We start from the raw sequence: 11,848 nt of genomic DNA on the forward strand, positions 1-11,848 counted from the left end.
ACAATTTAAGGCTAAGTTTTTACTAAAAATAGCAAAAATATTCCTATTCATAGAAATTGAAAGATTTATTCAACAGTCTTTTAATGATAAAGTCTTATTTGATAAATCAATCAAAGCCGAGCCGAACAACATCTCTATCATCAAAAACTATCAAGATGAATACAATATAGTCTTGCTTAAAAAAATATCCACTAAAGAGCTTGTAGGGGTATATATCAATCCTAAATATAACGATTTAGTTATAGATATTAAAGAAATTGTTGCTATTGGTGTAGAAGCTAGAAAACCAAGTAGAAAACTAGTGGGGTAAGACAATGAATATAGATAAATTTAATACTTTTGTATCAAATCTCGGTTACTCATTGCCTAGTGGATTTAATTATAGCATAGATGTGGGAAATAGGATTAGATTTAATGATGAAAATAAGAAAGGCAATAATAAAAACTTATGGCTTCAAAGGGTAGATAATGATGTTTATGTCTTTGGTGATTGGGCAGGCGATAAATATACCTATATTGATAATGATAAACCAAAATATGAGATACAGGACTTTGTAGAATTAAGAAAGCAAAGAGAGGCTAGACAAAGAAAACACCAGGAGGAAATAGATACTAAAAAAGATTTAGCTAATAAATTAACTGATTTTTATAAGTCATTACCATTGGCTAATGATGATCACCCTTATTTAGTAAAGAAACAGATAAATAATCATCCATTAATACGCTTATATAATGATGTTTTGATAATTCCATGCTTTGGTACTGTAGAACCTTTTAATAATCAAATACAGAGCTTACAAGGGATATATACAAATGGGTTTAAGAAGTTTTATAAAGATGCTCATGCTAAAGGCTCATGTTTGATATTAAATAAATCCTCTAATGATAGTTTTATCTTTGTTGAGGGTTTTGCTACTGGTATGAGTGTATTAAGCCTTGTAGAGCATTTTAAGGCTGATATATCGGTTATATGTGTATTTAACTGTAATAACTATATTCATGTCATAGAGAGCTTTTATAGTAAATATCCTAATGCTGAATTAAATATATGGGCTGATAAAGATAAGCACGGTATAGGAGAGAAAAAAGCTATTGAGGTTGCTGCAGCAATTCCAGGTATTTATATAAACCCACCACCATTGACAGATGAGCAAATGGATAAAGGTTTATCAGACTGGAATGATTATTTGAGTACTAGAGAGAATTTAAGAAATGAGTAACATTGAATATACAACAATAGAAGATAATGAGAATATTTTAAAACAAGAACCATTGCGGGCTTTAGATTGGGCTGACATTGTCAATATGGACTTAAAAGAAAAAAGTTACATGCTTGAGCCATTAATAAGAGAAAAAGATTTAGTGATGATATACGCACCTGCTGGAGTTGGTAAAACTCATGTAAGTACAGGCATAGCTTGGGCAGTATCAACAGGTAGTGACTTTTTGGGATGGAAAGCTACTAAGTCAAAGAAAGTACTTATTATAGATGGTGAAATGCCTTTAAGGTCGATTAGAGACAGACTACAGAAGTTACCCGAGTGTAACAATAATAGAAACCTTAAAATAATAAGTAGTGATACCTTGGAAGATAATCAAATAATGCCTGATATATCACTAGTAGAGGGACAGCAAGCCATTAAACACTTAACTGACTGGGCTGATTTTATCATATTGGATAATCTATCTAGCTTATGTAGAACTGGACAAGAAAATACTACAGAGGCTTGGAAACTTACTCAAAGTTGGTTATTGGAGTTAAGAGCTAAAAATAAGACCGTGCTAATAGTGGATCATGCGGGTAAGAATGGAGCTAATCGGGGTGCAAGTGCTAAACAAGATGTGTTAGATACTGTTCTTAGCTTAAAGCGACCTAATGACTATGAGAATGAGCAGGGAGCTAGGTTTATTATCAAGATAGGCAAAAATCGCAATGCTAATCCAATAGAAGAAATAGAGGCTCATTTAGTCAATGGTGTATGGAATGTATCCAATGCTAAGCAATCTATTATAGAGGAGGTTATAAATCTTCATGAAGGCAAACTAACTCAAAGAGATATTGCTAGCGAGGTTGGTATATCAGTAGGTAAGGTAAATAAGATAATCCAAGCTCATAATAAGCAAAAAGATTATCTAAAAAAGTAACTTGTTCATTTTATATCGTGTCTTAGAGTTGATGAACCGTGAACATGGCTATTTTATCTAAAACATATTAATGAACAAATAATGAACATAAGCAAAACATAAACATTAAAAGCCTTTATTTATAATGGTTTTAGTATGTAGATGTATGAACATATAGATGAACAAAACGTGAACAAACACTAAAAATCATGTTCATTATAGCGTGAACACAGATCCCTAAATGAACAAGAAAATGAACATCTGTTCACGGTAATGTTCACAAAAATGTTCAAAGTATGAACAGGAGATAAGCAGATGAATAAATACACTTTGATAAATGAAATATTAGGAGATATTAATCTTAGTTTCTTAGACTATAAATTTATAGATACCATGACCTATTTTGAAAGTGATAAGACTAAAAGAGAGATACTTAGCCAATATAAAGAAATCTATCAGAAAGAATTTAATAAAACTGTATTAGAGCATCAAAAAGAAAGTAACGGTAAACATAAGGCTAATATATGGCTTAGAGAGTTGATAGCTAGTAAAAGATTAGAATAGTTAAAGGTTAGTGTTGGGCTTAGGTTGTTGATTATTGATAAGATATATTAACCAACTATATAAATAACTCTCTCGAATTAATGTTAATAGTGATATTTTTTAATGCTCTCATTGGTATTGTTTTAGGATTCTTCTTATCTATTCTTACAACTATAGTATTATATGACTTTTTTAATTTTGTTAATCAATCTAGAGAATGTAGTGGAAAGCTTAAATCATTATATATTGCTTTAATAAAGCTCCTTAGATCGACTAAAGATATAATTTGTTTAAAAACAGAAGGGTATAAGGTTTCTAAAGAAATACGAACCTCTATGAATAAGCTTTTTTCTAATATCTTTAGTTCGTTAAAACCTGTTGTAGGGCTTTCAAGTATAGCATTTTTGATGGGAGCATTTTATATTAGTTGTTTTACAAAGTATTATGGAATTAATAATTATATAAATATTAGTTTTATAGATTATATTCTGTATTTTTTTCAATTACTTATGTATACATCCTCTAAGGAATTTTTTACATGGCCTGTAGTAATACTGTTTAGTTATTTTTTTATAGTCACATATTTTTTCTCTGGAATCGATATGTCAAATAAGAACATAAAAAAAGATGCTTTAAAAATGTCTGCCACTAGTAAAAAACAAAATTCTAAAACTACTCTTATATTATTATTTAGTTTTTTAATACCTTTTACAACTTTGCTAATATTTACTTATATTGATAATCAAATAAAAACTTCTATCAAGAATTCAGTAATAAGCAATATACAGAAGAATAATAAAATTTCTTTTTTACTTAAAGATAATGATTATATGTACTTCATTTTTTTAGATAAAGCAAAGATAGCACTGTTACCATTAAATCCCGCAAAGACTATAAAAACTAATGATGGAATTATAGAACAAGCTAGTTATATAGTGCCAATATCTAGTAACTTAAAGACATCTATATGTAAATTCCTTACAACAGAATTAAAAACCACTAAGCTGTCAAATAAAACTAGAGCGTCTTATAGTTCGATTATTAAAAATTATTATGCTACTAATAACGAATGTATAAGTAATAATCATGATTAATATAAGTTGTGTAAACGATATATATTAAACTTTCCAAAATCCTACAAATTCATCTAAATATATACTACATATAACATCAAAAGTAATACAAATTGCACTACATACACTTGCAACTGTAATACAAAATAAAGGTTAAATATGAAGAATATGAGAGAAATAGCTTGGGAGTGTGGTTATAAATTACCTACCAATGCAGAGACTCAACCAATGGCTTTATATAACTGGTTTGATAAGACTAAATATATTGTTAGAACTAGTGATACTAGCTTTGTATTTGGAGATAAACGAACTGGTGAGATATATAAAGTAGCTAATGGTGAAATAGTAGAACAAGACTTAGGAATAATGAGATGAGAGAAGAAAACCATACTATAGAGTTTAAAAGTAAAACGACACCTATAAATGTAAGAATTGATGAAAATGAGCTACAAACTCTAAAGAACACAGCTAGTCAGCATGGGGTGGGTTATAGTGTGATAGTTAAGTCATTAATTTACAAATTTAACAGGAATCTTATTAACTTCTTATAATGGGGGTAATTCTTAAACTTTTTAATTTACTAATATGTATGTTATATAAGCAATACAGCTATATTTTTTATTAAAATTTAACCTGACATTTGTAATGCAAAAATGACAAGGTTTACACATGGGTATAAAAGCAATGAAAACAGATTTAACAGCTAAACAATTAGAGTTTTGTAAGCAAATTCTTTTAGGTGAATATCAAATGGAAGCTTATATGATGGCTTATGATTGTGAGAATATGGAGTATGACACTATAAAGAATGAAGCTAGTAAGCTCATGAAGAATAAGAAAATAATAGCTTTCATTAATAATGTAAGAAAAAGAGAGTTATTAGGTACATTAAGAACTAGAGAGACTTATCTAAATAAGTTAGATGACATTATTGATAGTGATGAATCTACTATGGGAGAAAAAATACAAGCAATTAATACAATATCAAAACTCAAGCTATGGGATAAGAGAACATACGGAGAAATAGATCTAAATAATATAAATGAAAATGTACCTAGTTTAGAAGAACTAACAAGTAAAGAGTAACCATGACATAACCACTACTTTTTAGGTTTTCGAACGCTATAAAAAAGGAGTTTCTCCGAGATATTATAAAAAGAACTAACTAGACGTAAATATAAAACCCTTTACATAACTTAATCTTATCGTATTCATAAAAACTATATATTTAACTTTAAATAAATCAAAGGTCATAATAGCAGTATAAAATTTATGCATTATAAGAGATCATCAAAATGAAAAAAGTAATATTATCAACAACAGTCACTTTAGGTTTAGTTTCAACTGGTTTTAGTTATGATATAGCAACTCAAGTTTCTAGTAGTTCTTTCCCACCTCCAGTAATGCAGTTAGCATATTAAATAAAAATACCAAAAATAGGTGGGTCACTTTGAGCAAAGTACATACTAAAGTACATACTAAGATTGTATGTTATATTTTAGTGCATTGATAATAAAAGGTTTGAGGCTTATACATTAATTCCGGCCCCGCACCATATTCTTATTTCATAAAATTTAATTTTCTTCTAAATAGAAGAAGGTAAGTTCTTTTAGAAAATTTAATATATCATAATCGTATTTTCTGACATCAAAAAACATATTAGCGTATTTGTTATATTATGTTATTAAAAATAAATATTATTAAAGCATCTAAAAGGTCAATATGGCTACTTTCTAAGCATTAATACTTGGTTGAGAATATTAAATTTTATTGAAAGTTTAAAATTATAACCCCATAAAAGGATTTGTTTCGTAGAATAGATTGAAGATTTCAAATAGTATAATCACACTCCCCATAGATACCATATATGTATGGGAGAAATATACTTTAAGATCTGTTTTTGTACTAAGAAACATTGGGGTATAAATAAATATTATGACAGTAAATATAGACGCATATTGTAGCACAAGAATAAATTCCGCAGGGCATAATACTGTAAACATTAATGGAGGAATAAAGCATATTAGTACTAAAATTAAATTGCTTAAGTGTTTATTATATTTATTAAATAGATCACGAATGTAATGAGCCAAAGATATACTAACACCTATAAAGGATGTTATTATTGCAATGTGAATAAATAGATTTAGTGCTACTTCTAGCGTGTTTGATTTTGATATTGCATTAATCTCTTGTATTAAGCCACTTGGTGTATAGTTATTTGATAAAAAGAGACTATGAAAACTATATGTATTATGTTGAGGAACTACTCCTAAAGATGCAAAAATCCATATTATATAAATAATTAAAACTATTACACTACTTATTAATATATCTTTTTTTATACGTTTAACATCACCTTCTTGATACTCATAAACAAAAGGGATTACACTATGAAAGACGAATGCTGGTAAAATAGTTGGAAAAGCATATATGATTGCGGATGTTCCTGAAGGAGCATCACTTAAATAATTAGTATTTATATAAAATAACATAATTACTACGGCTATTATAAAAAATATAAATTTTAAAATAACAAGAATTCTATTTGTATAGTCACTAGCTTTATAACTAAATATTAAAGCTCCAAATATTAGTATGAAAATAATTGAAGATATTCCAACTTGTGATTCATTTAAATTATTCACGCCATCTATACTATATAAAAGTGAAGAGCCCTGAGAAATATAGCTTGAAAGCATTGAATAAAAGAAAAGTAAGTAGATAAGAGTAAAAAATATTAAGTATGGCTTTGGTACTTTTGAGTACATAATTGATGTGAAATTAGCACCAATAGGATGTTCAGCACAAGTATTTAAAAGTTTTATAGCTGCAATATACATAATGCTCCATGACAAGATTAAGAGTATAATTGCAGTGGTAAAGCCGCATGCAGCTACAACTAAAGGTAGTGATAACATACCGACACCAGTAGTCGTACCAATTATAAGAAAAATTGAGCCAATAGATCTAGAATTCATATTTAAAATAGGATTACAAAAAGTAGCTTAAAAATAATTATAGCTCTTTTTGATTAAAAATATTAGTAATTAGACACAGCTTACAATAACTTTAATATCTAATAATGTTTGGCAATATCTTAGGATATAGTGAAAAGTTTGTGTGATGAAAGTGAGGTGAAAATTGGTTGATGTATTTTATTAAATTATTCTAAATAAATAGTTATCCATATACTCTACAATTTTTTAGATTCACTATTTTAGATTAGTCAGTTAAATAAGCTGTATAAACAATTATTGTAATAGTTTTTTTATAATATTTTCAGAAGCTTCAGCTTGATTTAGTGTGTAAAAATGTAAGCCATGTATCTTCATCTGAATTAATCCATAGCATAGTTTAGTAACTATATCACATGAATAATTATTGAAAATGTCTGAATTATATTGATACTCTGCTAAACGTTTGTCCAACCATTTTGGTATATCCGCTTGACAAATTGAGGAAAATTTTTTTAATTTTTGATAATTAGCAATTGGCATAATCCCTGCAGTTATTGGAACTTTTATGTCATTATCAATACACATTTTTTGGAAATGATAAAAAGCATCAATGCTATAAAAATATTGGGTTATAATATGATTAGCTCCAGCATCAATCTTCTGTTTAAGGTTGTCTATATCTTCATCTAGAGTTTTTGATTCTGGATAAAACTCAGGATAAGCAGCTACTGTAATATGGAAATAATCTCCACTTATTTGCCTTATGTAATCTATAAGTTGATAGGCATAATTAAAACAAACCTTATAATTTCTTATATCTTTTGGGATATCTCCGCGGACAATTATAAGTTTATTAATACCTAAACTAATAAAATATTGTAGCATATTAAATATTTGAGGTTTATTTAAGTGGAAACATGTAAGATGTGGTACTACTTCTATATTACTTTCACGTAGATATTTTATTAAGCTTTTTGAGTTTTTATAAGACTCAGATCCACCAGCACCAAAAGTTACAGAAATATAACTAGGATTATATTCTTTTAATTTTTGAATAGTGTTTGATATCTTATTATTTTCAAACTGCTTATTTGTAGGGAATAATTCAAAGCTTAATTTACATGGTAGATTGCTCATATTTACCTTGCCTTTAATTAATTATTTTAAATTCATCTCTAAGTTTGATAGTAGCATCTACCATATTTTGTAGAGATGGTATTACTTGTTCCCATGATCGTGTTTTTAAACCACAATCAGGGTTTATCCATAGTTGTGAAGCAGGAATATAATTTAATATTTCCTTTATTTTTACATAGATGTCTTCTTCTGTAGGGATATTAGGACTATGTATGTCATATACTCCAGGACCTACTTGATTTGGATAATGATGTTTTTTAAATGCATTAAGTAGATCCATATCTGAACGAGCACATTCAATTGTTATGACATCGGCATCCAGTAGAGTAATCTCATTAATAATATCATTAAATGCTGAGTAACACATATGTGTGTGGATTTGAGTTGTATCAGCAACTCCACTTGATGCTAATTTGAAACAATTTACAGCCCATGATATGTAAGATGGTATTTTATGTTGTTTTAATGGGTATCTTTCTTTAAATGCAGGTTCATCAATTTGGATAATTTTTATTCCAGCTTGTTCAAGATCATTAACCTCATCACGTAATGCTATAGCAAGTTGTTTAGCAGTTTCTTCAAGTGGGATGTCATCTCTAACAAATGACCAACTAAGAATAGTAATTGGTCCTGTTAACATACCTTTTACATATTTATCACTTAGTGACTGTGAGTATTTACTCCATTCAACTGTAATAGCTTGTTTACGTTCAATATCACCATAAATTATAGGAGGCTTAACACATCTAGAACCATAACTTTGAACCCAAGCAAAAGCAGTAGCTACGAAGCCACTTAAGTTTTGACCAAAATATTCTACCATGTCATTTCTCTCAGGCTCACCATGGACAAGTACATCTAAACCAATTTTTTCTTGAATTTTTATTGTTTCTTTTATTTCTTCTTTTAATAAATCCTCATACTGACTACTTGTTAATTTGCCAGTTTTATAATCTTTCCTAATATTTCTAATTTTTATTGTTTGTGGAAAAGATCCTATTGTTGTAGTTGGTAATATAGGTAAATTAAGTTCTTCTTGTTGTAATTTAATACGTTCAGAGAACTTAGATTTACGCTCAAAATCAGAATTAGTTAAAGAGTTAATTATATTTCTAACATTATCATTAAATGTTAATTGAGATTCTTTACGTGATTTAATTGAACTACTATTTTTTTGAATTAAGCTGATGCTTTTTTCTTCTTTTGGATTTTCTAGGATGTATTTGATATCTGCAATTTCTTGGGTTTTTTGTTTTGCAAAAGCTAACCAATCTTTAATTTGAGGATCTAAAGTTGTTTCAAGTTCAAGATTATAAGGCACATGTAATAAAGAACAGCTACTGCTAATCCATATATTATTTGTATGTTTTAAGTTTATTTTTTCAAAATCATTAACTATTTTCTCAAAATTAGATTTCCATATGTTTCTACCGTTAATAATCCCTAAAGAAACTACTTTCTTTTCTGTATATTTATTAATAAATTTACTGATTTGATCTATTGAATGATGGCTAAGGTCAAGATGTATACCATCAACTGGTAGATCGCTTAACCAATCTAAATAATCATCTATTTCACCAAAATAAGTTGTTAAAAGTATTTTTATATTATTATTTTTTAAAGTCTGATAACTTTTGATAAATGCTTGTTTGTATTCATCAGTTATATCTTGAACAAGTATAGGCTCATCTATTTGTACCCATTCTATATTATGATCTTTTAATAATTTAATTAGTTGCTGGTATTGTATCAATAGCGGTTCTAATAAAGATAGTTTGTTAAAATCTTTATCAGAACATTTACTTAGATATAAAAATGTTAGAGGACCTAGTATAACTGGTTTAACTTTATGACCTAGTGATTGGGCATGTTTTATTTCATCTATAAGCCATTTAGAGTTAAGATCAAATTTCTGATTAGATGCTAGCTCTGGGATAATATAGTGATAATTAGTATCAAACCATTTTGTCATAGCACTTGGTCTTTGCGGACTCTTATTAGGTGCTTGGCCACGAGCTATACAAAAATAAGTGTTAAGATCATCCTCATTTTCAAAGTTAAATCTTTTAGGTATAACATTAAATAATATACTTGTATCAAGTACTTGATCATACCAAGAAAAATCTCCAACAGTCACAAAATCTAAATTATTCTGTGCTTGTAATTGCCAGTTACTTTCTTTTATTTTGTTGCTTATTTTTATTAATTCATCTTTGGAAATTTTTTGTTGCCAATAATTTTCTAAAGCAAATTTTAATTGACGTTTTTCACCTATGCGTGGTAATCCTAAAATATGAGTTTTCATTTTTATTCCTTATACATTATTGTATGTTTGATTTTTAATAATTTATTTCACTATGCACTATGTTTAAAAAATCTATCATTATCAGAGTTGATGAAACTATTTTGTAAAGCTCCTAATGTTGTATAGCTATTGCTGTTGATAGCTCCAATTTCAAAAGCCAGATAATTTTCTTGAGCCCAAATTATTGCTCTATTTTGTACTGCTTGAGTAACTTTATTGATGGCATAATCGTATGTTAAACGATTTAAACGTTTAGCTTTTGGATATAATTTAGGATCATCTTCATAAATACCATCAACATCTTTTAATAAAATACATCGTGCTTTTAATTTATGTGCAATAAATAAAGCAGTTAGATCTGAGCCTCCTCTTCCTAAAAGACAAGTTTCATTAAGTCTATTACTAGCTATGAATCCAGGAACAACTATAACTTGATTGTTATTAAAGCTTTCGTTAAAGAGATTCTCATAAATATCAATAGGATTAGCCTCATCATAGCTACCTTCAGCAATGATTGGATTATCAATAAGATCGCTTTTAAAACCTTCTTCTTGTAATTTAGATGTAATATAAGCGGCAGATTGAAGTTCTCCTGTAGCAAGAAATAGAGCGTAAGATTTTGTATTAGTATTAAGCTTTTGATTAGAGTATTTGAGTTGCTCATTTATTAGATTATTAGTAGTATTACCGATTGCTGAAACTACTGCGATAACTTTATACTTTTTATCAATAAAACGTTTTATTTCATCAATAACGTATCTATAGTCTGCAAAAGATTTTAATATTGAACTTCCAAATTTTAATACAATGATTTGTTGGGAAAAACTATTATAATATCGTGTCATACCAGTACCTATTTTATTGGTTAGCGCTTAAGAAATCGGTTTAGAGGACTAAACCTTAACTTTCCTAGGCACTGGTATTGGGGATTAAATTAATTACATGCGCTTTCCTGTAACCATTTAAGCCCAACCTCGACAACAGTGCCTAGGTTGAGCATCATCATTGACATTAAATAGTTACGTCGTTGCATAAATGGTTAATATAATATTTTCTTGTATTCTAATATCTCATATTTATATTAGTATTGCTATTTATTTTTACAGCAAAATAATTTTATGAATTTTCTTGCTATATTAATTATAAGATTCAATTACTTAAGGTAAAACATTATGAATAAATCAATTATAGAATGTATTTAGACAGAAGTAGATTTAGGTAATACTAGATTTTCAGAATATGATTTTTAGTTTTTATTAATAAGATTTTTTAAGCATTTTTTCAACTTCACCGATATGAGTCTCTTCTTCTACTATTAGTTTTCTAGCGTATTCCTCTAGTAAGATTGATTTTCCTTCTACTAGCTTTAGTAACTCATAATAATAGTTTCGAGCTTTTTTCTCATGCTCTAGGCTTTCTCTTAGGATATTATCAATATTGTGTTGATACGTTTCACTTAAATCGGCAATTTCTAAGGAAGGATGCCCATCAAAATGAGTAATCATTTCACCAGCTTCTGTAGCATGAGTTAAGCTTTCCTTTGCCTGTGCTTGCATCCAGCTTACAATTGGTATTCTATTGTGACCAATTATCATAAGTGAATAGTGTGTATATCTTACGACACCAGCCATCTCTGTTTCTAATATTTTATTTTAAATTTCAAAAACTTTATCTTTGTTATCTAGTTGCATGATATTTCTCCATTA

The 11,848-nt window shown here is 28.3% G+C and carries 14 protein-coding genes; 9 read left to right on the forward strand and 5 right to left on the reverse strand.

Annotation, left to right across the window (positions count from 1 at the left end; translation table 11 throughout):
• The 9 genes from R8535_RS00005 to R8535_RS00045 all read left to right on the forward strand — a co-directional run.
• A partial coding sequence (locus R8535_RS00005) for a hypothetical protein (protein WP_329499460.1) occupies nucleotides 1–310 on the forward strand: 310 nt, incomplete at its 5' end.
• 4 nt (nucleotides 311–314) lie between these two features.
• Nucleotides 315–1,220, forward strand: a complete 906-nt coding sequence (locus R8535_RS00010) for a DNA primase (protein WP_329495320.1) — start codon at nucleotides 315–317, stop codon at nucleotides 1,218–1,220.
• Nucleotides 1,213–2,145: an AAA family ATPase gene (locus R8535_RS00015; RefSeq protein WP_329495322.1), complete on the forward strand. Its 933-nt coding sequence runs from the start codon at nucleotides 1,213–1,215 to the stop codon at nucleotides 2,143–2,145. The genes R8535_RS00010 and R8535_RS00015 overlap by 8 nt, the downstream gene beginning before the upstream one ends.
• 294 nt (nucleotides 2,146–2,439) lie before the next feature.
• The gene (locus R8535_RS00020) at nucleotides 2,440–2,688 is read left to right on the forward strand and encodes a hypothetical protein (RefSeq protein WP_329495324.1); all 249 of its coding nucleotides are present in this window, start codon (nucleotides 2,440–2,442) and stop codon (nucleotides 2,686–2,688) included.
• Between the two features lie 80 nt (nucleotides 2,689–2,768).
• Complete coding sequence (locus R8535_RS00025; protein ID WP_329495327.1) at nucleotides 2,769–3,761, forward strand: hypothetical protein; 993 nt, start codon at nucleotides 2,769–2,771, stop codon at nucleotides 3,759–3,761.
• 138 nt (nucleotides 3,762–3,899) lie between these two features.
• Nucleotides 3,900–4,115, forward strand: a complete 216-nt coding sequence (locus tag R8535_RS00030) for a hypothetical protein (RefSeq protein ID WP_329495329.1) — start codon at nucleotides 3,900–3,902, stop codon at nucleotides 4,113–4,115.
• A complete protein-coding gene (locus R8535_RS00035; RefSeq protein WP_072711055.1) occupies nucleotides 4,112–4,291 on the forward strand; it encodes a CopG family antitoxin in 180 nt (59 codons plus the stop codon). Before R8535_RS00030 ends, R8535_RS00035 begins: the two co-directional genes overlap by 4 nt.
• A gap of 118 nt (nucleotides 4,292–4,409) precedes the next feature.
• Nucleotides 4,410–4,826, forward strand: a complete 417-nt coding sequence (locus tag R8535_RS00040; protein WP_329495330.1) for a terminase small subunit — start codon at nucleotides 4,410–4,412, stop codon at nucleotides 4,824–4,826.
• 209 nt (nucleotides 4,827–5,035) lie between these two features.
• Nucleotides 5,036–5,161: a hypothetical protein gene (locus tag R8535_RS00045; protein ID WP_329495332.1), complete on the forward strand. Its 126-nt coding sequence runs from the start codon at nucleotides 5,036–5,038 to the stop codon at nucleotides 5,159–5,161.
• A 363-nt stretch (nucleotides 5,162–5,524) separates the two neighbouring features.
• Here the strand turns inward: R8535_RS00045 and R8535_RS00050 are convergent, their stop codons facing one another.
• The 5 genes from R8535_RS00050 to R8535_RS00070 form a co-directional block, all read right to left on the reverse strand.
• Nucleotides 5,525–6,721 carry an aromatic amino acid transport family protein gene (locus R8535_RS00050; protein ID WP_329495335.1) on the reverse strand — a complete coding sequence of 399 codons (1,197 nt, stop codon included), beginning with the start codon at nucleotides 6,719–6,721 and terminating at the stop codon, nucleotides 5,525–5,527.
• Between the two features lie 273 nt (nucleotides 6,722–6,994).
• Nucleotides 6,995–7,837, reverse strand: coding sequence for a methylenetetrahydrofolate reductase (locus tag R8535_RS00055; RefSeq protein ID WP_329495337.1), 843 nt, complete (start codon nucleotides 7,835–7,837; stop codon nucleotides 6,995–6,997).
• Nucleotides 7,838–7,850: 13 nt separating this feature from the next.
• Entirely contained in the window at nucleotides 7,851–10,142 is a 2,292-nt protein-coding gene (gene metE / locus R8535_RS00060; protein ID WP_329495339.1) for a 5-methyltetrahydropteroyltriglutamate--homocysteine S-methyltransferase, read from the reverse strand.
• A 50-nt stretch (nucleotides 10,143–10,192) separates the two neighbouring features.
• Nucleotides 10,193–10,987 (reverse strand): amino acid kinase family protein, encoded by a 795-nt coding sequence (locus R8535_RS00065; RefSeq protein ID WP_329495342.1) that lies wholly within the window; start codon nucleotides 10,985–10,987, stop codon nucleotides 10,193–10,195.
• Nucleotides 10,988–11,398: 411 nt separating this feature from the next.
• Nucleotides 11,399–11,788 (reverse strand): ferritin-like domain-containing protein, encoded by a 390-nt coding sequence (locus tag R8535_RS00070; RefSeq protein ID WP_329495511.1) that lies wholly within the window; start codon nucleotides 11,786–11,788, stop codon nucleotides 11,399–11,401.
• Nucleotides 11,789–11,848: the final 60 nt, after the last annotated feature.

Source organism: Francisella sp. 19S2-4 (assembly GCF_036281795.1).
Lineage (GTDB): Bacteria > Pseudomonadota > Gammaproteobacteria > Francisellales > Francisellaceae > Francisella.

Bases quoted from the DNA above. Each gene is read 5' to 3' on its own strand.
- R8535_RS00010 (WP_329495320.1), top strand. From the start codon at position 315: ATGAATATAGATAAATTTAATACTTTTGTATCAAATCTCGGTTACTCA.
- R8535_RS00015 (WP_329495322.1), top strand. From the start codon at position 1,213: ATGAGTAACATTGAATATACAACAATAGAAGATAATGAGAATATTTTA.
- R8535_RS00020 (WP_329495324.1), top strand. From the start codon at position 2,440: ATGAATAAATACACTTTGATAAATGAAATATTAGGAGATATTAATCTT.
- R8535_RS00025 (WP_329495327.1), top strand. From the start codon at position 2,769: ATGTTAATAGTGATATTTTTTAATGCTCTCATTGGTATTGTTTTAGGA.
- R8535_RS00030 (WP_329495329.1), top strand. From the start codon at position 3,900: ATGAAGAATATGAGAGAAATAGCTTGGGAGTGTGGTTATAAATTACCT.
- R8535_RS00035 (WP_072711055.1), top strand. From the start codon at position 4,112: ATGAGAGAAGAAAACCATACTATAGAGTTTAAAAGTAAAACGACACCT.
- R8535_RS00040 (WP_329495330.1), top strand. From the start codon at position 4,410: ATGGGTATAAAAGCAATGAAAACAGATTTAACAGCTAAACAATTAGAG.
- R8535_RS00045 (WP_329495332.1), top strand. From the start codon at position 5,036: ATGAAAAAAGTAATATTATCAACAACAGTCACTTTAGGTTTAGTTTCA.
- R8535_RS00050 (WP_329495335.1), bottom strand. From the start codon at position 6,721: ATGAATTCTAGATCTATTGGCTCAATTTTTCTTATAATTGGTACGACT.
- R8535_RS00055 (WP_329495337.1), bottom strand. From the start codon at position 7,837: ATGAGCAATCTACCATGTAAATTAAGCTTTGAATTATTCCCTACAAAT.
- metE (WP_329495339.1), bottom strand. From the start codon at position 10,142: ATGAAAACTCATATTTTAGGATTACCACGCATAGGTGAAAAACGTCAA.
- R8535_RS00065 (WP_329495342.1), bottom strand. From the start codon at position 10,987: ATGACACGATATTATAATAGTTTTTCCCAACAAATCATTGTATTAAAA.